Here is a 23,030-nt window from a genome sequence, read left to right as displayed (position 1 = left end):
GCATCTCGTCCCCTTTGCCGGCCCCGTCCATCCAGCCATGCCGGTGCCTGCCTCCGCGCCCGGTACAATGGGCGCTTCCGATTTCTCTCTTCGCCGTCTCCCCATGTCGCTCTATTCCATTACCGGCGCGCAGCTCGCGTTCGGTCACGTCGCGTTGCTCGATCACGCGGACTTCTCGCTGGAAGCCGGCGAGCGCGTCGGCCTGATCGGCCGCAACGGCGCGGGCAAGTCGTCGCTGCTGAAGATCGTCGCCGGCCTCGCGAAGCCCGACGACGGGCTGGTCACGCGCCAGCAGGAACTCGTGACCGTCTATGTGCCGCAGGAGCCCGAATTCGAGCCGGGCGCGACGGTGTTCGACGCGGTTGCTTCCGGGCTCGCCCACACGCGCGAACTGCTCGAAGAATACGATTCGATCGCGCACCGCCTCGCGGATATCCCGGAAGGCGCCGAACACGATGCGCTGCTCGCACGGATGAACGCGCTGCAGTCGTCGCTCGATGCGCACGACGCGTGGAACTGGCGCACGCGCGTGTCGATGACGCTCGCGCAGATCGGCCTGGCGGACGTCGACGCGCCCGTCGACGCGCTGTCGGGCGGCATGCAGAAGCGTGTCGCGCTGGCGCGCGCGCTGGTGCTGCAGCCCGACGTGCTGCTGCTCGACGAGCCGACCAACCACCTCGACTTCGACGGCATCCGCTGGCTGGAAGAGCTGCTCGTCGCGCAGCGCGCGGGCCTGCTGTTCATCACGCACGATCGCGCGTTCCTCGACCGCGTCGCGACGCGCATCGTCGACCTCGATCGCGGCCGGCTGCTGTCGTACCCGGGCAATTTCTCCGCGTACCAGACGCGCAAGGCGCAGCAGCTCGAAGTCGAACGCGTGGAAAACGAGAAGTTCGACAAGCTGCTCGCGCAGGAAGAAGTGTGGATCCGCAAGGGCGTCGAGGCGCGCCGCACGCGCAGCGTCGGCCGCATCGCGCGGCTCGTGCAGATGCGCAACGAGCGCGCGGAGCGCCGCAACGCGCAGGGCAACGTGAAGCTCGACGTCGCGCAGGGCGAGAAGTCCGGCAAGATCGTCGCGGAGCTGACCGACGTGACGAAGCGCTACGGCGGCCGCACGGTGGTCGATCGCTTCTCGACGACGGTGATGCGCGGCGACAAGATCGGCTTCATCGGCCCGAACGGCGCGGGCAAGACCACGCTGCTCAAGCTGATCCTCGGCGAACTCAAGCCCGACGAAGGCACGGTGCGCACCGGCACGAACCTGCAGGTGGCGTACTTCGACCAGATGCGTGCGCAGCTCGACCAGGAAAAGAGCCTCGCGGATACGATCAGCCCCGGCAGCGAATGGGTCGAGATCGGCGGCGTGCGCAAGCACGTGATGAGTTATCTCGGCGATTTCCTGTTCGCGCCGGAGCGCGCGCGTTCGCCGGTGAAGTCGCTGTCGGGCGGCGAGCGCAACCGGCTGCTGCTCGCGCGCCTGTTCGCGCGTCCTGCCAACGTGCTGGTGCTCGACGAACCGACCAACGACCTCGACATCCCGACGCTCGAACTGCTCGAGGAACTGCTGGCCGACTACGACGGCACGGTGCTGCTCGTCAGCCACGATCGCGCGTTCCTCGACAACGTCGTGACGTCGGTGATCGCGGCCGAGGGCGACGGCAAGTGGCGCGAATACGTCGGCGGCTTCACCGACTGGCAGATCCAGAGCGAGCGCTCGGAGCAGCTCGCGCAGCAGGAAGCCGCGAAGCGCGCGGTCAAGGAAGCGGCGCCGGTGAAGGACGAGCCGGCGAAGAGCGCCGCGGGCCGCAACGCGCAGCGCACGGTGAAGCTGTCGTTCAACGAGCAGCGCGAACTCGATTCGCTGCCGGAGAAGATCGCCGCGCTCGAAGCGGAGCAGAAGACGATCAATGCGCAGCTCGAGGACGGTGCGATTTTTGCGAAGGATCCGCAGGAAGGCACGCGCCTGACCGAGCGCTTCGCGGCGATCGACGACGAGTTGCTGGCCGCGCTCGAACGGTGGGAAACGCTCGAGGCGAAGCGCAAGCCCGCATAATTCGCGTGACGCGGGGTGCGGCCGTCGCGCGCGATTGCGCAATTGGCGCGCCACGCGGAACCAGTAAAATACCGCGCGTCCCGGGCAGCGCAGCGCACGCCGCGCGCCCGCTTTCGGAGCAGTCCAAGCACACCGTTGTTTCGATTCGCTTTTTTACGGAACTCAACGTTTTGTCCACGACGTTATCCACACGAGGTGTGGACAACGTCCCGATGAATGACGAAATTCAGCGCCTATGTCAACGAAGAAACCCAGCGCGGCCTATAGCGAAGCATCGATCAAGGTGCTCAAGGGTCTCGAGCCGGTCAAGCAGCGCCCCGGCATGTACACCCGTACCGAGAATCCGCTGCACATCATCCAGGAAGTCATCGACAACGCGTCCGACGAGGCGCTCGGCGGCCACGGCAAGCAGATCACGGTCACGCTGCATACCGACCAGTCGGTCTCGGTCGAGGACGACGGCCGCGGCATCCCGTTCGGCATGCACCCCGAAGAGGGCGTGCCGGTCGTCGAGATCGTGTTCACGCGCCTGCATGCGGGCGGCAAGTTCGACAAGGCCGCGGGCGGCGCCTATACGTTCTCGGGCGGCCTGCACGGCGTCGGCGTGTCGGTGACGAATGCGCTGGCGACTCGCCTCGACGTGACGGTCTGGCGCGACGGCAAGATTGCGGAGCTCGGCTTCGCCGACGGCGACGTCGTGAAGCCGCTCACGACGCAAGGCGCGGGCCGTGGCGAGAAGAAGTCGGGCACGCGCGTGCAGGTGTGGCCGAATCCGAAGTATTTCGATTCGCCGAACCTGCCGCTCGGCGAGCTGCAGCGCCTGCTGCGCTCGAAGGCGGTGCTGCTGCCGGGCGTCGAGGTCGTGCTCGTCAACGAGAAGACCGGCGAGCGCCAGACGTGGAAATATGAAGACGGCCTGCGCGGCTACCTGCTCGACGAGATGAACGGCAGCGAGCTGCTGATCCCGCTGTTCGAAGGCGAGCGCTTCGCCGATGCGCGCTCGACCGACGAAACCTTCGCCGAGGGCGAGGGCGCGTCATGGGTCGTCGCCTGGAGCGAGGAAGGTTCGCTCGTGCGCGAGTCGTACGTGAACCTGATCCCGACGCCGGCCGGCGGCACGCACGAATCCGGCCTGCGCGACGGTCTCTACCAGGCGGTGAAAAGCTTCGTCGAACTGCACAACCTGCAGCCGAAGGGCGTGAAGCTGCTCGCGGAAGACGTGTTCGCGCGCGTGTCGTTCGTGCTGTCCGCGAAGGTGCTCGATCCGCAGTTCCAGGGGCAGATCAAAGAGCGCCTGAACAGCCGCGACGCGGTGAAGCTCGTGTCGTCGTTCTCGCGCCCGGCGCTCGAACTGTGGCTGAACCAGCACGTCGAGCACGGCAAGAAGCTCGCCGAGCTCGTGATCAAGCAGGCGCAGGCGCGCACGCGTGCGGGCCAGAAGGTCGAGAAGCGCAAGAGCTCGGGCGTCGCGGTGCTGCCCGGCAAGCTGACCGACTGCGAGACCGAAGATATCGCGCGCAACGAGCTGTTCCTCGTCGAAGGCGATTCGGCGGGCGGCTCCGCGAAGATGGGCCGCGACAAGGAATACCAGGCGATCCTGCCGCTGCGCGGCAAGGTGCTGAACACGTGGGAAACCGAGCGCGACCGCCTGTTCGCGAACAATGAAGTGCACGACATCTCGGTCGCGATCGGCGTCGATCCGCACAGCCCGGACGACACCGTCGACCTGTCGAACCTGCGCTACGGCAAAATCTGCATCCTGTCGGACGCGGACGTCGACGGCTCGCACATCCAGGTGCTGCTGCTCACGCTGTTCTTCAAGCATTTCCCGCAACTGATCGAACGCGGCAACGTGTACGTCGCGCGTCCGCCGCTGTTCCGCGTCGACGCGCCGGCACGCGGCAAGAAGCCCGCGCAGAAACTGTACGCACTCGACGAAGGCGAACTCGAAGCGATCCTCGACAAGCTGCGCAAGGACGGCGTGCGCGAGACGCAATGGAGCATCAGCCGCTTCAAGGGTCTCGGTGAAATGAGCGCCGAGCAGCTGTGGGACACGACGATGAACCCCGACACGCGCCGGCTGATGCCGGTGAAGCTCGGCGAGCTCGACTACGAGGCGACCGTCGCGCGCATGACGATGCTGATGGGCAAGGGCGAGGCAGCCGCGCGGCGCGGCTGGCTCGAGGAAAAGGGCAACGACGTCGAAGCAGACATCTAAGCGGAGCACCTGCGCGGCCGGGCATGACGCCCGGCCCGGCCTCACGCCACTTACGAATACGGAATTCAGATGGACGACAATACTTCCGATCTCTTCGCCGGGTCCGACGCACCGGATGCCGAAGCGCTGACGCTCGGCAACTACGCGGAGCAGGCGTACCTCAGCTACGCGGTCAGCGTCGTGAAGAGCCGCGCGCTGCCCGACGTGTGCGACGGCCAGAAGCCGGTGCAGCGCCGGATTCTCTACGCGATGAACGAAATGGGCCTTGGCCCGGACGCGAAGCCGGTGAAGTCGGCGCGCGTGGTCGGCGACGTGCTCGGTAAATATCACCCGCACGGCGACCAGTCGGCGTACGACGCGCTCGTGCGTCTCGCGCAGGACTTCTCGCTGCGCTACCCGCTGATCGACGGGCAGGGCAACTTCGGCTCGCGCGACGGCGACGGCGCGGCGGCGATGCGATACACCGAAGCACGCCTCACGCCGATCGCGAAGCTGCTGCTCGACGAGATCGACCAGGGCACGGTCGACTTCATGCCGAACTACGACGGCTCGTTCGAGGAGCCGAAGACGCTGCCGAGCCGCATGCCGTTCGTGCTGCTGAACGGCGCATCGGGCATCGCGGTCGGCCTGGCCACCGAAATTCCGTCGCACAACCTGCGCGAAGTCGCGGCGGCGGCGGTCGCATTGATCCGCAATCCGAAGCTCTCGCACGCGGAGCTGATGAACCTGATTCCCGGCCCGGATTTCCCGGGCGGCGGCCAGATCATCTCGAGCGACGCTGAAATCGCGGCGGCGTACGAAACCGGCCGCGGCAGCCTGAAGGTGCGCGCGCGCTGGAAGATCGAGGATCTCGCGCGCGGCCAGTGGCAACTGGTCGTCACCGAGCTGCCGCCGAGCACGTCGGGCCAGAAGGTGCTCGAGGAAATCGAGGAGCTGACGAACCCGAAGCTCAAGCTCGGCAAGAAGACGCTGACGCCCGAGCAGCTCAACACGAAGAAGGCGATGCTCGACCTGCTCGACGCGGTGCGCGACGAGTCGGGCAAGGAAGCGGCGGTGCGGCTCGTGTTCGAGCCGAAGTCGCGCACGATCGACCAGACGGAATTCGTGAACACGCTGCTCGCGTACACGAGCCTCGAATCGAACGCGACGCTGAACCTCGTGATGATCGGCGCCGACGGCCGGCCGGGCCAGAAGGGGCTGCTGACGATCCTTGACGAGTGGGTGAAGTTCCGCCAGTTGACGATGACGCGCCGTTGCCGCCATCGTCTCGCGAAGGTCGACGACCGCATCCACATCCTCGAAGGGCGGATGATCGTCTTCCTGAACATCGACGAGGTGATCCGGATCATCCGCGAGGCGGACGAACCGAAGGCCGCGCTGATGAGCGCGTTCGGCCTCACCGATCGCCAGGCGGAAGACATTCTCGAAATCCGGCTGCGCCAGCTCGCGCGGCTCGAGAAGATCAAGATCGAGAAGGAACTCGAAACGCTGCGCGACGAGAAGGCGAAGCTCGAGGAACTGCTCGCGAACGAAAGCGCGATGAAGCGGCTGATGATCAAGGAGATCGAGGCAGACGCGAAGCAGTACGGCGACGATCGCCGCACGCTGATCCAGCAGGAAAAGCGCGCGACGTTCGAGGCGAAGGTGGTCGACGAGCCGGTGACGGTGGTCGTCTCGCAGAAGGGCTGGGTGCGTGCGCTGAAGGGCCACGGGCTCGACCCGGCGGCCTTCTCGTTCAAGGCCGGCGACAGCCTGTACGCGGCGTTCCAGTGCCGCACGCCCGATCGCCTGATCGCATGGGGCAGCAGCGGCCGCGTGTACTCGGTCGACGTGTCGGTGCTGCCGGGCGGGCGCGGCGACGGCGTGCCGGTCACGTCGCTGATCGAGCTCGAATCGGGCTCGCATCTGATGCACTACTACGCGGCGCCGGCCGATCAGCAACTGCTGCTCGCGTCGAGCAACGGCTTCGGCTTCCTCGCGAAAGTGGGCGACATGGTGAGCCGCGTGAAGGCCGGCAAGTCGTTCATGACGATCGACGCGGGCGCGGTGCCGCTCGCGCCGATGCCGGTGCTGCCGAACGCGACGCAGGTCGCGTGCCTGTCGAGCGGCGGCCGTCTGCTGGTGTTCGGGATGGACGAGATGAAGACGCTGTCCGGCGGCGGTCGCGGCGTGATCCTGATGGCGCTCGACGACAAGGAAACGCTCGTGCAGGCGCTGGCGATCGATCCGGCGGGCGTCGTGCTGATCGGCACCGGCCGCGGCGGCAAGACGATGGACGAGACGTTGTCGTATGCGGGGCTTGCGCCGCACATTGGCAAGCGCGCCCGCAAGGGTCGCACGCCGGAGACGAAGCTCAAGGTCGTCAGCGAGCTGCGTCCGCTGCTCGGCTGACGCCGCGCACGATCGACCGTCCGGCTCGGACGCCATCGAAGGCCGCACTTCCGCTTCGGCGGACGTGCGGCCTTTGCTTTTGGGAGGGGCATTCGGGTAAGCAAGCGTGGCGCTGTCATGCGGAACTTGCAAAATAGTGTGAAATCGCGCCTGGGGTCTGAACCGCGCGGCGACAATCCGGTCGAACACGCCTCGATGCCGCGTGCGACGCGGTCGCTCGCCGCACCCCACTCCTCACAGGATTGCCGTCATGTCCCATGCTGTCGCCGTCGCGCTGTTTCTTCATCTGCTGGCCGTCGCCGTGTGGGTGGGCGGGATGGTCTTCGCCAACTTCTGCCTGCGTCCGGCGCTGTCCGACCTGGCGCCGCAGCTCCGGCTGCCGCTGATCGAAGGCGTGTTCGGCCGTTTCTTCAACTGGGTGTCGGGCGCTGTGATCGTGATCCTGCTGTCCGGCGGTTTCCTGCTCGTGGAATTCGGTGGCGCGCACGCGACGTGGTCGCTGCATGCGATGGCCGGGCTCGGCGTCGTGATGATGCTGATCTTCGGACATATCCGCTTCGCGCTGTTCCCGCGCATCCGCCGGGCGGTGCAGGCGCAGAAGTGGCCGGACGGCGCGCGCGCGGTGAATACGGTGCGCCTGCTCGTTCTCGTGAACCTCGTGCTCGGCGTCGTCACGATCGGCGCGGCGGTGTTGTCGCGCGGGTTCTGACCGGTCGGCGCCGGCCGGCCCGCAGCCGCCGGCGCATCGGTACGTGCCGCTACGCGGCCAGCATCGCATCGAGCAGCCATGCGCCGACCGGGCCGAGCGGCCGGTTGCGCGACCAGACCGCATCGACCCGCACGCGGCGCGGCCAGCCGCGCGCACGCAGCTCGCACAGGCGATCGCGCGCGAAGTGGTCGACCATCCAGCGCGGCAGCTCGGCCCAGCCGAACCCCAGCACGGCCATCTCCAGCAGCATCAGGTAGCTCGGCGCCAGCCAGTGCTGCGTGCCGACGACGATTCGATCGTCGCCGCCGCGGCCTTCCGTTTTCACATAGGTATTGAGGCGCAGTTCGCGCGCATCGCGCAGCGCGGCGTGCGGCACGTCGGCGTCGCCGTATTCGGCGAGCGCGTGCGTGCGCCCGACGAACAGGCCGATCTCCGACTCCTCCGCGATCGTCGCCGCGCCGATATCGGCCGGGTAGGCCGCCCGCGCGGCCATCAGCCCGAGCTGCGCGCGCCCCTGCTGGATCAGGTCGAGCACGTCTTCGTGCTCCGCGATCTGGCATTCGAGCTCGAGCGCCGGAAAGCGTTGTTCGAGCGCCATTAACGTTTCTTCGTAGCGCTTCGACTGGTACGTATCGGAGACGACGAGCGTCAGACGCGCTTCCTCGCCGCGTGCAAGCCGCGCGGCCGTGCGGTCGATCGCCGCGCCGGCTTCGAGCGCCCGCTGGACCTGCGGCAGCAGCGCGCGCCCGGCGTCGGTCAGCGTCGGCGCGCGGGTCGAGCGGTCGAACAATTGCACGCCGAGATCGATCTCGAGGTTCGCGATCGCCTCCGACACGGTCGACTGGCGCTTGCCGAGCTTGCGCGCGGCAGCCGTAAACGAGCCGAGCAACGCGGCTTCGGCGAATGCGAGCAGGGCTTCGGGGGCATGGCGCATGCGGCGCTCCGGGCGGTGATATATCGGTAAAACCGATGATATCAAACTGGATTCATACGGTCGTGCCGATCAAAATGGCCGTCATGAACGAAGTACACGAATCGGAGGGCATCATGAAACAGGTCAATAAAACGGTGACGGAACGGCTGCTGCATGCGCTGACGTTCGAACTGGTCGCGATCGCGCTGTGCGCGCCGATCGGCGCGTGGCTGCTCGACATGCCGGTGTCGCACGTCGGCGTGCTGACGGTGATGGTGTCGCTGATCGCGATGGCGTGGAACATGGCGTTCAACACGCTGTTCGACCGCGTCGAGCGCCGTGCGGGGCGCACGCGCACGCTCGGCATGCGGATCGCACATGCGGTCCTGTTCGAGCTCGGCCTCGTCGCGATGGTGGTGCCGGTTGCGGCGTGGTGGCTGAACGTGAGTCTCGTCGAGGCGCTGCTGCTCGACCTCGGCATCGTGCTGTTCTTCCTGCCTTACACGTTCTGCTTCAATCTCGCGTACGACGCGCTGCGCGCGCGCTGGATTGCGCGCCGGGTCGCGGTGCACGCAGGGTGAGGGCGGGCGAGAGGGGCGAGACGGGCGAATGCCGGCCGCGCTTGGCGGGGCGGCGGCCGTCGCCCATCAGTGCGCGGCGGCCCACAGCCACACGCCGCACGCAACCGCGACCGTGCCGTACACCGCATAGACGGGCACCTTGAAGCGGGCGAAGCACAGCGTCGCGAACGCGCCCGTCAGCCAGTAAACGGGGTCGACCGGCTCGCGGTGCAGGATCCTCACCACGGCGACGACGAGAAACCCCGTGGTCGCCGCACGCAGCAGGCGCATCCCGTGCTCGAAGCGCGAATGGCGCTTGAGCCGGAACAGGTGCTTCTGCGCGAACACGACGAGGCACCCCGACGGGATGAACAGCGCGGCCGTCGCGAGCAGCGCGCCGACCCAGCCGTCGGTGAGGTAGCCGAGAAACGGCACGACGTTCAGCAGCGGCCCCGGCGCGACGGGCGACAGCGCGAACGCCAGCGTGAAGTCGTGATCGGAGATGCCGGTGGCCGGCGTGACGAACAGCGTCTTGAGCACCGGCAGCGCGGAAAAGCCGCCGCCGAACAGCGTCATGCCGGCGCCGGCGAGGCGCGGCCACAGCAGCGTCGCCTGGTAATCGCCGGGCAGCGGGACCGCGAACAGCGTGACGAGCACGCCGAGCAGCACGAGCAGGTTGCGGTCGCGGGTGGACAGCGTGACGTCGACCGCGTCGCGTTGCGGCGGCCCCGTCAGCCAGCCGGCCGCGAATGCCGCGAACAGAATGCCGACGAAAGCGGCCGGATTATGGGCGAAACCGAGCAGAATCGTCGACAGCGCGGCGATCAGCTGTTCGCGCCGCGTGCGCGCGAGCGAGCGCAACTGCTTGACCCACGTGACGCCGATCAGTGCGGCGAGCACCATCCCGAAGTGATTGATCAGCATCGGCACGGCCAGCGAGCGCACGAACGGCGTGCGATAGAAGATCGCGAACAGCGTCATCAGCAGGGAGAACGGCAGCACGCTCGCGATGCCGGCGACCCACGCGCCGATGCGGCCGTGCAGCAACTGGCCGACCTGGATGGCCACGTTGCAGCCGACCGGGCCCGGCACGAGCCACGCAAGCGCGACGAGGTCGCCGAATACGTGAGGCTCGATGCGCCGCAGCCGTTCCACGTAGTGGCGCTCGAGCTGCGCCATCATCGACAGCCCGCCCCACGAGACCGCCGAAATGCTGGCGACGACCTTGAACAGCTGCCACAGGGAAGCCCGCGCCCGTTCGACGTCGGCGGGCGCTTCGAATTCGACGGTTGTCATATTAGTGGTGGGGGCACGGGGCCCGATCTCTCGCGTGTGGCCACGCCGGCGGCCCGCCGGCACGTTGGCCCTCCCGATTGTCCGCCGCGCATCGTGACACTGCCATGCGCGAAAACGCTAGTTCATGAACTAAACAATCGGATCGGAAAACGAAACGATGCACGCCGCGCCAGCCACGGCCGCGTTGCGCTCACGCGCCGGTGCTGCCGGTCGCGCGGTGCGCGATCACGTTCGGCGCGTCGCCGCGCACGCCGAAGCGCGCGATCAATGCGGGAATCGCGTCGGCCGGCACCGGGCGCGAGAACAGGAAGCCCTGCGCCTCGACGTCGCCGAGCGCGGACAGCCACGTGATCTGCTCCTCGGTTTCCGTGCCTTCGACGACGACGGTCAGGCCGAGCGAGCGGGCGAGATGCACGATCGACGACACCATCACGCAGACGCTGCGATCGTTCGGGATCGCCTGCACGAACGAGCGGTCGACCTTCAGCGTGTCGACGGAGAAGCGGTGCAGGTACGACAGCGACGAATAGCCGGTGCCGAAATCGTCGAGGGCGATCCGGATGCCGAGCTTCTTCAGCGCGACGATCTTCTCGGACACCAGCTCCGGATATTCCATCATCGCGGTTTCGGTGATCTCGATCTCGAGCCGGTTCGCGTCGATGCCGGTTTCCTGCAGCGTGCGCGAGATCGTCTCGATCAGGTCGCCGCGCCAGAACTGCACCGGCGAGATGTTGACCGCGAGCGTCAGCGTGTCGTGGCCCTCGTCGCGCCAGCGCGCGATCTGCTCGCATGCGGTGCGGATCACGAAGTCGCCGATCGGCACGATCAGGCCGGTCGATTCGGCGATCGAAATGAATTCGTTCGCGGAGATGATCCCGTGCTCGGGGTGATCCCAGCGCGCGAGCGCCTCAAAGCCGGTGATGTGGCGATGCGTGAGGTCGATCTTCGGCTGGTACGCGAGGAACAGCTGCCCCTCGGCGAGCGCGACGCGCAGTTGCTGTTCCCAGCGCATCAGGTGGTCGGCGCGGTGCGACAGGTGCGGCGCATAGAACTGATAGCAGTTCTTGCCGGCGTCCTTCGCGCTGTACATCGCGAGATCGGCCTTCTTCAGCAGGTCGATTTCGCTTTCGTTCGCGACGGTGTGCAGCGCGATGCCGATGCTCGCGTGCAGCACGAACGAGCTGCCGCGCACGTCGAACGGTTCGCCGAACATCCGGATGATCGCTTCGGCGAGCCGCACCGCGCGCCGCTCGACGTCATCGCCCTTCATCACGACGACGAACTCGTCGCCGCCGATGCGCGCGAGCGAGCCTTCGTCGCCGACCGCATCGGACAGGCGCGACGCGGTCATCTGCAGCACGATGTCGCCAGCGTTGTGGCCGAGCGTGTCGTTGACGGTCTTGAAGTTGTCGAGATCGATGAACAGCAGCCCGAGCCGCGACAGGCTGGCCGGCATCGACACGTCGTTGCGCAGCCCGCGCAGCGTCGCATAGCGGTTCGCGAGGCCGGTGAGCAGGTCGTATTCGGCGAGCTGCGTCATTTCGCGCTCGCGGCCGAGCAGCTTGCCGATCAGGCCCGTCGCGACGCCGAAGAACGCGAGCATCGCGAGCGTGATGAAGCTCGTCATCAGCAGGTAGACGTTGCGCGTGTGGTAGTAGTCCGCGAATTCTTCCGTCTGCGATAGCCCGACCATCACCGCGAGCGGGTAGCCGTCGAGGTGGCGGTACGACACGATGCGCGTCACGCCGTCGATCGGATCGATGATCGTGCCCGTCACGCGCTCGGCGATCGGGTAGACGCCCGATGCCGAAAACGCGCCGGGCGCGTTGCTGACCGAACCCGTGCGCCGCGCGAGCACGCCGCCCGTATCGGACACGACCGCGATCACGCCTTCCTTGCCGATCGCCGCGTTGTTGTAGAAATCGTTCGTGAAGTAGCTCGGGTCTTCCGACACGACGACGATGCCCGCGAAGCTGCCGTCCGGGTTGTTCAGGCGTCGCGTCATCTGCAGCGTCCAGTGGCTCGACACGCGGCCGAGCACCGGCTTGCTGATGAACAGGCGATCGTCGTTGTGCGCGAGGTGGACCTTGAAGTGCTCGCGGTCGGACAGGTTGATCGGCTGCGGGTGCAGCTCGGCCGTGTTCGCGAACAGGATGCCCTTCGCGTTGACGAGCGACACCTGGATCAGCGTGTCGCTCGGCACGACACCTTTCTCGACGGCGCTCGCGAGATTGAAGCGGGCGGGCGACTTCTCGAATTCGAATTTGACGAAGCGGGTGATCTGGTCGACCTGGTGGATCGCCTTGACCGTATGCTGCTCGAGCGCGGACGACAGGATCGCAGCGGAAGCCGCCGCCTCCTTGTACGCGCTGTCCTTTTCCACCGACAGACGCGCGATGATCACGGCCCACAGCAGCGCAAGCGCCAGCATCCCGAGCAGCGGGATCGCAAATAGCGCACGCCGGCGCGATTTGCGCGGCGCGCGCAGCGGCCGGTTCGGCGGCGTGTGGTTGGACCGGGCGGAGCTCATCGAAGAGGGTGGCGTCCTGCTCGCGTGCGCCATCCGTCGGGATGGCCGGCTATGGTTGGGGTTGTCCCGACGTCTGTTCGTTCGCGGGACACGCAACCATGGACAGACCTCCGAAACAACGGATTAGGCCCGATATTACTGGCTGGAACGTTTTTGCGATAGCTGGGCGAAGCGTAGGGGGCGCCGGACGGGCCGGCGCCGTCGCCCATCGCGAAAATGTCACGCGGGTGACAGGAAGGTGCCGTCGACGACCGTGACGACCTGGCCGCCGATCCACGTGGTGCCGTCTTCGTCATAGTTCACGAAGATGCGGCCGTCGCGGCCGATCGCGGTGCCCTGGCGGGCCGTATACGACGGGCCGGGGCGGCGCGACTGCCGCGTCAGCAGCCCGGCCAGTGCGGCGTTTGCGCTGCCGGTGACGGGGTCCTCGCCGGCGCCGAAGGTGCCGCCCGTCATCAGGCAGCGGATTTCGAACGTCGCGGGGCCGCCTTCGGCATGCGGCGCGTAGACTGCGAGGCCGTCCACGCCGTAGCGGCGCGTGAGCGCCTCCAGCGCGGCCGGATCGGGGGACAGGCCGATGCAGGCGTCCGCCGACGTCAGCCGCACGACCAGCCACGGCGCGCCGTTGTCGACCGCGCAGGGCTCGGCGCCCAGGTCGATCGCATCGCTGCGCAACGCCGCAGCCAGCGCCGGGTAGTCCGACCGGTCGAGCGGCGTGACGCGTGCCGGCGGTGCGGCGAACGCCCAGCCGTCGGCCTGCTCGCGCAGCGCGACCTGGCCGACGCCGCACTGCTGGACCAGCCGGCCCGGCGTGCGCGGCCGCGCACCGCTTTCGAGGAACGCATGCGCGGTGCCCAGCGTCGGATGGCCGGCGAACGGCAGTTCGCCCTCCGTCGTGAAGATCCGGACGCGGTAGTCGGCTTCCGGATCGGTCGGCGTGCAGACGAACGTCGTTTCCGACAGGTTCGTCCAGCGGGCGATCGCGAGCATTGCGTCGTCGTCGAGCGAATCGGCGTCGAACACCACCGCGAGCGCGTTGCCCTTGAACGGCACCGACGTGAACACGTCGACCTGCTTGAAGCGCACGAGCCGGCCGGGCATTTCGGTGCCCGTGTTACGCAACTTCGGCGATCAGTTCGATCTCGACGCACGCGCCGAGCGGGATCTGCGCGACGCCGAACGCCGAGCGCGCGTGCTTGCCGGCGTCGCCGAACACTTCCGCGATCAGCTCCGACGCGCCGTTCGTCACGATGTGCTGTTCGGTGAAGTCGAGCGTCGAGTTGACGAGGCTCATCAGCTTGACGATGCGCGTGACCTTGTTCAGATCGCCGGTGTGCGCGTGCAGCGTCGCGAGCAGGTCGATCGCGATGGAGCGGGCGGCCGCCTTGCCGTCTTCCGTCTGCAGGTCCGCGCCGAGCTTGCCGGCCCAGACCTTGCCGTCCTTCTTCGCGATGTGGCCCGACAGGTAGACGGTGTTGCCGCTCTGCGCGCTCATCACGTAGGCGGCGGCCGGTGCGCCGGCGGTCGGGAGTTCGATGCCGAGCGACTTCAGTTTGTCGTAGACGTTAGCCATGTATTCGATTCCTCGTAGAGAGTCGTGACAGGAAAAAGGGGATCAGAGGCGCTCGCGCAGCAGCTTGCCGAGGCGCGCGACGCCTTCCTCGATCTTCTCGGGCGGCACCGTGACGAACGACAGGCGCAGCGTGTTCTGCTGCGCGTTGTCCGCGAAGAACGGCGCGCCCGGCACGAACGCGACGTGCTGGTCGACGGCCGCGGCGAGCAGCTTCATGCTGTCGATCTGCGCGGGCAGGTCGACCCAGATGAACATCCCGCCTTCCGGGCGATTCCACGTGACGCCTTCCGGCATGTGGCGCGCGAGCGCGGCGAGCATCGCGTCGCACTGCGCGCTGTACAGCTCGCGGATCGTCGGGATGTGCTCGTCGAGGAAACCGTCCTTGATCACTTCGTGCGCGATGCGCTGCGTGAGCGTCGGCGTGTGCAGGTCGGTGGCCTGCTTGGCCTGCACGAGCTTGAAGTGGAGCTCCTCGGGCGCAATGATGTAGCCGATCCGCAGGCCCGGTGCGAGCACCTTCGAGAACGTGCCGAGATGCACGATGTGATCGGGCGCCATCGACAGCATCGTCGGCAGCGGTTCGCCGCGGTAGTTCAGCGCGCCGTACGGATCGTCTTCCAGCACCGGGAACGGGCTCGACTGCGCGAACGCGGCGAGCGCGCGGCGGCGCTCGACGGGCAGGCGGCGGCCCGTCGGGTTCTGGAAGTTCGGCTGCGCGTACAGCAGGCGCGCGCCTTGCGTGAGTTCGGGGGTGAGGCCTTCCGGCAGCAGGCCCTGCTCGTCGGTCGGCACCTGCACGTAGCGCGGCTCGTACAGCGAGAACGACTGCAGCGCGCCGAGATAGGTCGGGGTTTCCACGAGGATCGGGCTGCCCGGATCGACGAGCGCCTTGCCGAGCAGGTCGAGCGCCTGCTGCGAGCCGGTCGTGATCAGCACCTGCGACACGCGCACGCCGTAGCGTTCGGCGATCCATTCGCGCAGCGGCAGGTAGCCTTCGGTCGCGCTGTACTGGAGCGCGGCGGCCGGCGCGTCGCGCAGCACGCGGTCGGCGGCGGCGCGCATGCGTTCGGCCGGGAACGTCGCGGGGGCGGGCAGGCCGCCGGCGAACGAGATGACCTCGGGGCGTTCCGTGACCTTCAGGATTTCGCGGATCGCAGAGCTCGTCAGCTTGCGGGCGCGTTCGGAAAGCTGCCAGTGCGGCGGATGCAGGTCGCTCGGATTCATAGTCTCCTCGTTCGGATATCGTGGTCAGTCAAGAAAGGTCGTTCGGGCAAATCGCCTCGATGCTGCCGGGTAGACAGGCACGAGCGCGATCGGGCCTTCGCGGCCGGGTGGGCAAAACCGATCAGGCAAAACGTCCATTATGGCGCACCTGTTCAGCCGGCGCGAGCCGGTTGCGCGGCCGTAGCGACCGCCGAGCGGCGCCCGAGCACCACGGTGGCGATCACCGCGGCCGCGAACAGCCACGTCGACGACGTGACGGTTTCGCCGAACAGCAGCGCGGAAAAGGCGATCGTGAAGAAAATCTGCAGCAACTGCACCTGGCCGACGCGCGCGATGCCGCCCATCGCGAGCCCCGCGTACCACGCGAAAAAGCCGATGAATTGCGAAAAGAGGGTCACGTAGCCGAACGCGAGCCACGTGCGCAGCGCGAGCGGGCCCGGATGCGCGGCATGCTGTATCCACGCGAGCCAGCCGACCGGCAGCACGAGGAACGGCGCGGACACGACGAGCGCCCAGCAGATCACCTGCCAGCCGCCGATCTGGCGCGCGAGGCGCGCGCCTTCCGCATAGCCGAGCGCGCCGATGCCGACCGCGACGAGCATCAGCGCGTCGCCGGCCTGCACGGTGCCGCCGCCGTCGCGCAGCGCGAACGCAATCACGAGCGCGCTGCCGGCCACCGCGCTGGCCCAGAACGCCTTCGACGGCCGCTCGTGCGACAGCCACGCCGCGTACAGCGCGACGAACAGCGGCTGGAGGCCGTTGACCACCGCGCCGTGCGAGGCCGGCACCGATTTCATCGCCCACGCGGAAAACACCGGATACGCGATGATTACGCCGGCCGACGTGATCGCGAGGCTTTTCAGTTGCGCACGGGTCGGCAGCGGCTCGCGGCGCCACCACAGCAGCAGGCCCGCCGGCACCGCGGCGGCGAGTGCGCGGCCGAGCCCGTTGAGCAGCGGATTGAGTTCGGAGACGACGATACGCGTCATCGGCAGCGTGAGGCTGAAAATCATCACGCCGATGAGGCCGAGCAGCATGCCCCGGGTTTCGCGCGAATTCATGTGGTGGGGGGCTCCGTATTGCGGGTGGTTGTAAGCGGAAAGGCGGCAGCGCGTTCAGCGCAGCGTGCGGGCACCGTGCGGCGTGTCGAATTCGGCGACCAGTGCCGGCGGGCCGTCGGTGGCTTCGAGGTCGAGCAGATGGGCGGCGCCGAGCCAGTCGAGCTGCTCGCGGATCGCATCCGCGCGCGGATGGGCGCCTTTGAGCGCCTTCAGCGCGACGCCGTCGCCCGGCAGCGATTCGGCCGGGTGGCGTGCGCTGTCCCACTGGATCAGCGACGGCAGGAGGCCGTCGCCGGCACCCTGCCACGCGGGGAACGCGCCGTCGTCGGGCACCGTGAGGCCCCAGCCGAAATCGCCGCGCCGCATCGCGACGACCGGCGGAATGCGGGCCGGGTACTGGCGCTGCCACAGCGCGAGCTGGCGCGGGCGGTCGACCCGCGCGACCCAGTGCGCGAGAAACGGCCCTTGGGCGAGCCGCGCGTGCATGGCCGGATCGTCGAGCGCGAACAGCCGCGCGCGCGGCGGCTCGGCGCCATCGTTCGGCGCCGGTGCGTCGGGATCGATCGCGATCACTTCGAGGTACAGCCCGCCCCATGCGCCGAACAGCGCATTGTGGGTGCGCATCAGCGGGTGGCGGCCGCCGCCGGCCGGTTCGATGCCGAGTGCGTCGGCGACATGGCGGACGCCTTCGTCGAGCGTGCGCGCGGCGATCACGAGATGGTCGAGTGTCAGGGAACGGGCTGGCATGAACGTCGGTCGGGAAGCGAAAGTGTCACGGTGGGCAGGCGCGGCGCCGGGCGGCGGCCGGACCGGCCGGCGTACCGCCCACGAAGCAGGCTGCGATGCAGGCCGGCAGGCGCGGCCTGCTTCGTGCGGCGGGGCTGAACGGCGGCCGCACGCTCGCCATTTCGGTCAACTGTAATCGTCACTACCGGCACAGTAACGGTACAATCGGCGCGATAGCCTTCGGTACAGTTGGAGCCCCCGCCCATGTCCACCGTCCCACTCGCCCAGATTCCCGCGCCGCACGACACGGCCACGCTCACGCTCGTCGACCAGCTCGTCCAGTGGGCGCGGCGGCGCATCGACGAACGCGTGTTCCGGCCCGGCATGCGGATGCCGTCGATCCGCAAGCTCGCGCTCGACAAGAGCGTATCGCGCTTCACCGTCGTCGAGGCGTACGAGCGGCTCGTCGCGCAGGGCTATCTCGATTCGCGGCGCGGCTCGGGCTTCTACGTACGCGAGCGCACGGCCGCCGGCCCGCAGCCGGCCGACGGCATCGCGCGCGTGGCCGAGGCCGCGCCGGTGCACAACACGATCGACGTCGTCTGGCTGCTGCGCAACATGCTGCACACGGTCAGCCCGGAAAAGGGGCCGGGTCTCGGTTATCTGCCGGGCCGCTGGCTCGACGGCGAACTGATCACCGGCGCGCTGCGTGCGCTCGGGCGCCAGTCCGGCGCGCAGATGCTCGGCTTCGGCACCGCGCAGGGCTTCCTGCCGCTGCGCCAGCAACTGCAGACGCGCCTCGCCGAAGTCGAGATCGGCGCGAAGCCCGAACAGGTCGTGATGGTGTCGGGGATCACGCAGGCGATCGACCTGATCGCGCGGATCTACGTGAAGCCGGGCGATGCGGTGATCGTCGGCGATCCGGCCTGGTTCCAGATGTTCGGCCGCTTCGCGGCGCAGGGCGCGCAACTCGTCGGGATGCCGTACACGCCGGACGGCCCCGATCTCGATGCACTCGAGACGCTCGTGCAGATGTGGCGGCCGAAGATGCTCGTGATCAATTCGGTGCTGCAGAACCCGACCGGCACGTCGCTGTCGGCCGCGCAGGCGTTCCGGATCCTGAAGCTCGCGGAGGCGTACGACTTCCTCGTCGTCGAGGACGACGTGTACGGCGACCTGTGCCCGCCGAGCTACCCGGCCACGCGCCTCGCGAGCCTCGACCAGTTGAAGCGCGTGATCTATCTCGGCAGCTATTCGAAGACGCTCGCGGCGAACCTGAGGGTCGGCTACGTCGCGTGCGCGCCGGAGATCGCGAAGGCCCTCACCGACCAGAAGATGCTGGTCGGGATGACGACGCCCGAGCTCAACGAGCGCGTGCTTTACAAGATCCTGACCGAAGGGCACTACCGGCGCCACGTGGAGCGGCTGCGCGCGCGCCTCGACGGCGTGCGCGACAAGACCGCGCGGATGCTCGAGCGCACGGGGCTTCGGCTCTTCACGATGCCGGCGGCCGGGATGTTCCTGTGGGCCGACACGGGCGTCGATTCGGACGCGCTCGCGGCCGCCGCGCACGAGGCGGGTTTTCTGCTGACGCCGGGCAGCCTGTTTTCGCCGCAGCAGTCGCCGTCGACGTGGACCCGCTTCAACGTCGCGAACTGTGGTGATCCGGCGCTGCAGGGGTTTCTCGCACGCTATATCGACTCGGCCGTGCGGCGCGCGTCGTGACGCGGCGCGCCGGCTCTTGAAATCGCACGCGCCACCCCCAGATAGGCGCGCGAACCGCCGGCACCGGGCGGTCGGCCGTTCGCGGGCCTCGCGGCATCGCGCGCCGACCGTCTGCGCCACAACATCCAAGTTCAAGTAAGAGGAAACAGCATCCATGGCACATGAAACGATGAGCTTTCAGGCAGAGGTCAAGCAACTCCTCCACCTGATGATCCATTCGCTCTACAGCAACAAGGAAATTTTCCTGCGCGAACTGGTGTCGAACGCGTCCGACGCGGCCGACAAGCTGCGTTTCGAAGGGCTCGCGGACAACGCGCTGTACGAGAACGATCCGAACCTGCGCATCCGCATCGGCTACGACAAGGCCGCGCGCACGATCACGATCGACGACAACGGCATCGGCATGAGCCGCGACGAAGCGATCGCGAACCTCGGCACGATCGCGCGTTCGGGTACCAAGGAATTCTTCACGAAGCTGTCCGGCGATCAGCAGAAGGATGCGGCACTGATCGGCCAGTTCGGCGTCGGCTTCTACTCGGGCTTCATCGTCGCGGACAAGATCACCGTCGAGACGCGCCGCGCGGGCCTGCCGGCGAACGAAGCCGTGCGCTGGGAAAGCGCGGGCGAGGGCGATTTCACGATCGACGCGATCGAGCGCGCACAGCGCGGCACGACGATCACGCTGCACCTGCGCGAAGGCGAGGACGAGCTGCTGTCGTCGCACCGCCTGAAGTCGATCATCCAGAAGTATTCCGACCACATCGCGCTGCCGATCCTGATGCAGAAGGAAGAATGGGATCAGGAAAAGGGCGAGATGGTCCTGAAGGACGAGGACGAGACCGTCAACCAGGCGAGCGCGCTGTGGACGCGTTCGAAGGGCGACATCACCGACGAGCAGTACACGCAGTTCTACCAGCACATCGCGCACGACCACCAGGATCCGCTCACGTGGACGCACAACCGCGTCGAGGGCCGCAGCGAGTACACGCAACTGCTGTACGTGCCGTCGCACGCGCCGTTCGACCTGTGGAACCGCGACTACCGCGGCGGCCTGAAGCTGTACGTGAAGCGCGTGTTCATCATGGACGACGCCGAGCAACTGCTGCCGCAATACCTGCGTTTCGTGAAGGGCGTCGTCGATTCGGCGGATCTGCCGTTGAACGTGTCGCGCGAGATCCTGCAGGAAAGCCGCGACGTGAAGGCGATCCGCGAAGGCGTGACCAAGCGCGCGCTGTCGATGCTCGAAGAGCTCGCGAACGCGGAAGACGATGCAGGCAAGGAGAAGTACAAGACGTTCTGGAGCGCGTTCGGCCAGGTGCTGAAGGAAGGCGTCGGTGAAGATCACGCGAACCGCGAGCGCATCGCGAAGCTGCTGCGCTTCGCGTCGACGCACGGCGACACCGACGCGCAGGACGTGTCGCTCGCCGACTACGTGTCGCGCATGAAGCCCGAGCAGAGCAAGATCTACTACGTGACGGCCGACACGTGGCAGGCCGCGAAGAACAGCCCGCATCTCGAAGTGTTCCGCAAGAAGGGCGTCGAGGTGCTGCTGCTGACCGATCGCGTCGACGAATGGATGCTGTCGTTCCTCCACGAATTCGACGGCAAGCCGCTCGCGAGCGTGGCCCGCGGCGACCTCGATCTCGGCGAGCTGAACGACGAGGAGAAGAAGGCGCAGGAGCAGGCGGGCGAGGCGATCAAGCCGGTCGTCGAGAAGATGAAGGAAGCGCTCGGCGACAAGGTGAAGGAAGTGCGCGTCACGTTCCGCCTGACCGATTCGCCGTCGTGCCTCGTCGCGGACGACAACGACATGAGCGGCTACCTGCAGCGGATGCTGAAGGCGGCCGGCCAGAACGCGCCGGCGATGCAGCCGATCCTCGAGATCAACCCCGAGCATGCGCTCGTGAAGCAGTTGAACGCCGACAGCGCCGATTTCGGCGACTGGTGCCATCTGCTGTTCGATCAGGCGCTCTTGGCCGAAGGCGGCATGCTCGACGATCCGGCGAGCTTCGTGAAGCGGACCAACGCGCTGCTGCTGTCGCGCGCCGCGTGAACGCACGCATGCGATTCGACGGCGCTCGGGCCGGCTGGCGCGAGACGCCGCGGCCTGGCTGCACGCTCGACCAGCGCGACTGGCTGACGCGCGGCGGATCGCTGACCGCGCACCTCGCACGGCTCGGCCGCGTGAACGTGCGCGTGACGCGCGAGGCCGTCGACTCCCCGTGGTTCGACGAGCCGGACGCGCTCGCCAGTTCGCCGCGCGCGCCGATGTGGGTGCGCGAGGTGATCCTGTCGGTCGACGGTACGCCGTACGTCGCCGCGCACAGCATCGCGCCGCTCGCGGCCAGCAAGGGCGTGTGGCAGGCGATGCGGCGGCTGCGCACGCGGCCGCTGGCGGAGCTGCTGTACAGCGATCCGCAGGTCGAGCGTTCGGCGCTCGTCAGCCGGCGCGTGATCGCCGGCCATCCGTTGTATGCGCTTGCGTCGCATGCGCTTGGCGGGGCGCGCGCACCGCACGCGTTCGTCGCGCGGCGTTCGGTGTTCCAGCGTCACGGCAAGCCGTTGATGGTCACCGAGTGCATGCTGCCGGCGCTGTGGCGTCATCTCGATGCGCATGGCGACGGGCCGCGCTCAGGCGGGCCGAGCGAGGGCAACTGATGCTGCAGGGCTTTCCGCCGGTCGTCGGGCCGAATACGCACACGATGATCCTCGGCAGCTTTCCGGGCGAAGCGTCGCTCGACGCCGCGCAGTATTACGCGCATCCGCGCAACCAGTTCTGGCGGTTGCTGGGTGCGGTGCTGGGCGAGCCCGGGCTGCACGAGCTGGCTTATGACGCGCGTCTCGAGCGCGTGTTGACGCACGGCATCGGCATCTGGGACGTACTCGATGCGTGCCATCGCCAGGGCAGCCTCGATTCTGCGATCCGCAATGCGAAGCCGAACGATTTCGACTCGCTGCGCGAGCATGCGCCATTGCTCAGGCGCGTGTGTTTCAACGGCAAGACGGCGGGGCGCTTTGCCGACGTGATCGGCGAGGCCGGGTACGAGACGCTCGTGCTGCCTTCGTCGAGCCCGGCGAATGCGATGCTGTCGTTCGAGCAGAAGCTCGAGCAGTGGCGTCGAATCGTCCTTTGAGCCGTCACGCACTGCCGGCGGCATGGCCGGCAGTCGCTCCCGCGCTAGGGGCGGGAGGTGAACGTCACGCGGCGAATACGACTTCGATGTGCCCCGCGATTTCCGAATGACGGTCCGGCCCGACGACGATCCGCACATCGCGCCCGAGCTTCGCCAGACATTCGAGCATCTTCGTTTCGCTCACGCCGCGAAACTGCCCGCGCAGCATGTTCGACAGCTTCGGCTGCGTCATGCCGAGCAACCGGGCCGCATGCTGCTGCGTCCACCGTCGTGACTTGATGATCTCCGCGATCTTGGCGGCGAGCTGGGCTTTCACCCGCATTTCGTCCGCATCGCGCATGCCCAGATCAGCGTAGACGTTTCCGCTGCCCGGTTCGATTTCGGTCATCGCCTTGCTCCTTTTGCGTGTGCTTCGGCGGCTTTCAGCCGTTCGCGCACCAGATCGCGGTCCGGTTTCGGTGTCGCGATGCCGTTCGCCGATTTCTTCTGGAAACAGTGCAGCACGTACACGCTGTTGCCGAGCTTTACCGTGTAGACGGCGCGGTACGTACCGTGGTCTTCCGATTCCACGATCTCGAGCACGCCTGCCGATCCGAATCCGCTCAACGGCTTGGCCTGGTCGTGCTTTCGCCCCGTCTGGGCCAGATACAGCGCATAGCCGAACGTGTCCTGCACGGCTTCGGGCATCGCTTTCAGGTCTTTGCGCGCCGAGCCGAGCCAGTAGAGCGGTTTGGTGTACGGATCCATCGACGAATTTATTCCCATTTGGGTATATTTTCAAGGGGCACAAAGCAACCCGCCATGCCGTTCGTACACGGTCGTTCCGTCAGTGGGCGATTCGCGGCGTCAGGCGTGACACGGGCGGTGAATGCCGGCGGCAGACGTGGGTTGAGCACCGAGGCCCCGGACCAAGGTGT

19 protein-coding genes are annotated in these 23,030 nt (G+C 67.5%); 9 read left to right on the top strand and 10 right to left on the bottom strand.

The window, feature by feature from the left end; translation table 11 throughout:
* The first annotated feature begins 103 nt into the window (after positions 1-103).
* The 4 genes from HWX08_RS30355 to HWX08_RS30340 all read left to right on the top strand — a co-directional run bounded on the left by HWX08_RS30355 (position 104) and on the right by HWX08_RS30340 (position 7,371).
* Entirely contained in the window at positions 104-2,053 is a 1,950-nt protein-coding gene (locus HWX08_RS30355) for an ATP-binding cassette domain-containing protein (RefSeq protein ID WP_069257280.1), read from the top strand.
* Positions 2,054-2,288: 235 nt separating this feature from the next.
* Positions 2,289-4,271: a DNA topoisomerase IV subunit B gene (locus tag HWX08_RS30350; RefSeq protein WP_069257279.1), complete on the top strand. Its 1,983-nt coding sequence runs from the start codon at positions 2,289-2,291 to the stop codon at positions 4,269-4,271.
* Positions 4,272-4,340: 69 nt separating this feature from the next.
* Positions 4,341-6,662 (top strand): DNA topoisomerase IV subunit A, encoded by a 2,322-nt coding sequence (gene parC, locus HWX08_RS30345; protein WP_069257278.1) that lies wholly within the window; start codon positions 4,341-4,343, stop codon positions 6,660-6,662.
* 250 nt (positions 6,663-6,912) lie between these two features.
* The gene (locus tag HWX08_RS30340) at positions 6,913-7,371 is read left to right on the top strand and encodes a CopD family protein (protein ID WP_069257277.1); all 459 of its coding nucleotides are present in this window, start codon (positions 6,913-6,915) and stop codon (positions 7,369-7,371) included.
* A 49-nt stretch (positions 7,372-7,420) separates the two neighbouring features.
* On the opposite strand, the gene HWX08_RS30335 is transcribed toward HWX08_RS30340, so the two are convergent.
* Positions 7,421-8,305, bottom strand: coding sequence for a LysR family transcriptional regulator (locus HWX08_RS30335; RefSeq protein ID WP_069257276.1), 885 nt, complete (start codon positions 8,303-8,305; stop codon positions 7,421-7,423).
* A gap of 113 nt (positions 8,306-8,418) precedes the next feature.
* Here HWX08_RS30335 and HWX08_RS30330 point away from each other — a divergent pair, with 113 nt between their 5' ends.
* Entirely contained in the window at positions 8,419-8,865 is a 447-nt protein-coding gene (locus tag HWX08_RS30330; protein WP_069258043.1) for a multidrug/biocide efflux PACE transporter, read from the top strand.
* Positions 8,866-8,931: 66 nt separating this feature from the next.
* Here HWX08_RS30330 and HWX08_RS30325 read toward each other — a convergent pair whose 3' ends face one another.
* The 7 genes from HWX08_RS30325 to HWX08_RS30295 all read right to left on the bottom strand — a co-directional run bounded on the left by HWX08_RS30325 (position 8,932) and on the right by HWX08_RS30295 (position 17,275).
* Positions 8,932-10,140 (bottom strand): chromate transporter, encoded by a 1,209-nt coding sequence (locus HWX08_RS30325; protein WP_069257275.1) that lies wholly within the window; start codon positions 10,138-10,140, stop codon positions 8,932-8,934.
* 190 nt (positions 10,141-10,330) lie between these two features.
* Positions 10,331-12,670, bottom strand: coding sequence for a bifunctional diguanylate cyclase/phosphodiesterase (locus HWX08_RS30320; RefSeq protein WP_069257274.1), 2,340 nt, complete (start codon positions 12,668-12,670; stop codon positions 10,331-10,333).
* Between the two features lie 219 nt (positions 12,671-12,889).
* A complete protein-coding gene (locus HWX08_RS30315) occupies positions 12,890-13,771 on the bottom strand; it encodes a PhzF family phenazine biosynthesis protein (RefSeq protein ID WP_174921173.1) in 882 nt (293 codons plus the stop codon).
* Between the two features lie 13 nt (positions 13,772-13,784).
* Complete coding sequence (locus HWX08_RS30310) at positions 13,785-14,243, bottom strand: RidA family protein (RefSeq protein ID WP_034208050.1); 459 nt, start codon at positions 14,241-14,243, stop codon at positions 13,785-13,787.
* 42 nt (positions 14,244-14,285) lie between these two features.
* Positions 14,286-15,467, bottom strand: a complete 1,182-nt coding sequence (locus HWX08_RS30305) for an aminotransferase-like domain-containing protein (protein ID WP_069257272.1) — start codon at positions 15,465-15,467, stop codon at positions 14,286-14,288.
* Positions 15,468-15,619: 152 nt separating this feature from the next.
* Entirely contained in the window at positions 15,620-16,528 is a 909-nt protein-coding gene (locus HWX08_RS30300) for a DMT family transporter (protein WP_174921174.1), read from the bottom strand.
* A 54-nt stretch (positions 16,529-16,582) separates the two neighbouring features.
* On the bottom strand, positions 16,583-17,275 hold the full coding sequence (locus HWX08_RS30295; RefSeq protein ID WP_174921175.1) for a VOC family protein: 693 nt from the start codon (positions 17,273-17,275) through the stop codon (positions 16,583-16,585).
* Between the two features lie 243 nt (positions 17,276-17,518).
* On the opposite strand from HWX08_RS30295, the gene HWX08_RS30290 reads away from it, so the two are divergent.
* The 4 genes from HWX08_RS30290 to HWX08_RS30275 all read left to right on the top strand — a co-directional run bounded on the left by HWX08_RS30290 (position 17,519) and on the right by HWX08_RS30275 (position 22,113).
* Positions 17,519-18,979: an aminotransferase-like domain-containing protein gene (locus tag HWX08_RS30290; RefSeq protein ID WP_069257269.1), complete on the top strand. Its 1,461-nt coding sequence runs from the start codon at positions 17,519-17,521 to the stop codon at positions 18,977-18,979.
* Between the two features lie 154 nt (positions 18,980-19,133).
* Positions 19,134-21,032 carry a molecular chaperone HtpG gene (htpG, locus tag HWX08_RS30285; RefSeq protein ID WP_174921176.1) on the top strand — a complete coding sequence of 633 codons (1,899 nt, stop codon included), beginning with the start codon at positions 19,134-19,136 and terminating at the stop codon, positions 21,030-21,032.
* A gap of 8 nt (positions 21,033-21,040) precedes the next feature.
* Positions 21,041-21,637, top strand: a complete 597-nt coding sequence (locus HWX08_RS30280; protein WP_069258042.1) for a chorismate--pyruvate lyase family protein — start codon at positions 21,041-21,043, stop codon at positions 21,635-21,637.
* Positions 21,637-22,113 carry a DNA-deoxyinosine glycosylase gene (locus HWX08_RS30275; RefSeq protein ID WP_174921177.1) on the top strand — a complete coding sequence of 159 codons (477 nt, stop codon included), beginning with the start codon at positions 21,637-21,639 and terminating at the stop codon, positions 22,111-22,113. The genes HWX08_RS30280 and HWX08_RS30275 overlap by 1 nt, the downstream gene beginning before the upstream one ends.
* A 64-nt stretch (positions 22,114-22,177) precedes the next feature.
* Here the strand turns inward: HWX08_RS30275 and HWX08_RS30270 are convergent, their stop codons facing one another.
* Positions 22,178-22,501: a helix-turn-helix domain-containing protein gene (locus HWX08_RS30270; RefSeq protein ID WP_069257266.1), complete on the bottom strand. Its 324-nt coding sequence runs from the start codon at positions 22,499-22,501 to the stop codon at positions 22,178-22,180.
* Positions 22,498-22,878 carry a type II toxin-antitoxin system RelE/ParE family toxin gene (locus HWX08_RS30265; RefSeq protein WP_174921178.1) on the bottom strand — a complete coding sequence of 127 codons (381 nt, stop codon included), beginning with the start codon at positions 22,876-22,878 and terminating at the stop codon, positions 22,498-22,500. Before HWX08_RS30265 ends, HWX08_RS30270 begins: the two co-directional genes overlap by 4 nt.
* Positions 22,879-23,030: the final 152 nt, after the last annotated feature.

It is taken from the genome of Burkholderia metallica, from assembly GCF_902832845.1.
GTDB lineage: Bacteria > Pseudomonadota > Gammaproteobacteria > Burkholderiales > Burkholderiaceae > Burkholderia > Burkholderia metallica.
This window is presented reverse-complemented; position numbering and strand designations above follow the sequence as displayed.

What these genes read in the sequence shown, in the direction of transcription:
- HWX08_RS30355 (WP_069257280.1), top strand. Translation starts at nt 104, where the DNA reads ATGTCGCTCTATTCCATTACCGGCGCGCAGCTCGCGTTCGGTCACGTC.
- HWX08_RS30350 (WP_069257279.1), top strand. Translation starts at nt 2,289, where the DNA reads ATGTCAACGAAGAAACCCAGCGCGGCCTATAGCGAAGCATCGATCAAG.
- parC (WP_069257278.1), top strand. Translation starts at nt 4,341, where the DNA reads ATGGACGACAATACTTCCGATCTCTTCGCCGGGTCCGACGCACCGGAT.
- HWX08_RS30340 (WP_069257277.1), top strand. Translation starts at nt 6,913, where the DNA reads ATGTCCCATGCTGTCGCCGTCGCGCTGTTTCTTCATCTGCTGGCCGTC.
- HWX08_RS30335 (WP_069257276.1), bottom strand. Translation starts at nt 8,305, where the DNA reads ATGCGCCATGCCCCCGAAGCCCTGCTCGCATTCGCCGAAGCCGCGTTG.
- HWX08_RS30330 (WP_069258043.1), top strand. Translation starts at nt 8,419, where the DNA reads ATGAAACAGGTCAATAAAACGGTGACGGAACGGCTGCTGCATGCGCTG.
- HWX08_RS30325 (WP_069257275.1), bottom strand. Translation starts at nt 10,140, where the DNA reads ATGACAACCGTCGAATTCGAAGCGCCCGCCGACGTCGAACGGGCGCGG.
- HWX08_RS30320 (WP_069257274.1), bottom strand. Translation starts at nt 12,670, where the DNA reads ATGAGCTCCGCCCGGTCCAACCACACGCCGCCGAACCGGCCGCTGCGC.
- HWX08_RS30315 (WP_174921173.1), bottom strand. Translation starts at nt 13,771, where the DNA reads ATGCCCGGCCGGCTCGTGCGCTTCAAGCAGGTCGACGTGTTCACGTCG.
- HWX08_RS30310 (WP_034208050.1), bottom strand. Translation starts at nt 14,243, where the DNA reads ATGGCTAACGTCTACGACAAACTGAAGTCGCTCGGCATCGAACTCCCG.
- HWX08_RS30305 (WP_069257272.1), bottom strand. Translation starts at nt 15,467, where the DNA reads ATGAATCCGAGCGACCTGCATCCGCCGCACTGGCAGCTTTCCGAACGC.
- HWX08_RS30300 (WP_174921174.1), bottom strand. Translation starts at nt 16,528, where the DNA reads ATGAATTCGCGCGAAACCCGGGGCATGCTGCTCGGCCTCATCGGCGTG.
- HWX08_RS30295 (WP_174921175.1), bottom strand. Translation starts at nt 17,275, where the DNA reads ATGCCAGCCCGTTCCCTGACACTCGACCATCTCGTGATCGCCGCGCGC.
- HWX08_RS30290 (WP_069257269.1), top strand. Translation starts at nt 17,519, where the DNA reads ATGTCCACCGTCCCACTCGCCCAGATTCCCGCGCCGCACGACACGGCC.
- htpG (WP_174921176.1), top strand. Translation starts at nt 19,134, where the DNA reads ATGGCACATGAAACGATGAGCTTTCAGGCAGAGGTCAAGCAACTCCTC.
- HWX08_RS30280 (WP_069258042.1), top strand. Translation starts at nt 21,041, where the DNA reads ATGCGATTCGACGGCGCTCGGGCCGGCTGGCGCGAGACGCCGCGGCCT.
- HWX08_RS30275 (WP_174921177.1), top strand. Translation starts at nt 21,637, where the DNA reads ATGCTGCAGGGCTTTCCGCCGGTCGTCGGGCCGAATACGCACACGATG.
- HWX08_RS30270 (WP_069257266.1), bottom strand. Translation starts at nt 22,501, where the DNA reads ATGACCGAAATCGAACCGGGCAGCGGAAACGTCTACGCTGATCTGGGC.
- HWX08_RS30265 (WP_174921178.1), bottom strand. Translation starts at nt 22,878, where the DNA reads ATGGGAATAAATTCGTCGATGGATCCGTACACCAAACCGCTCTACTGG.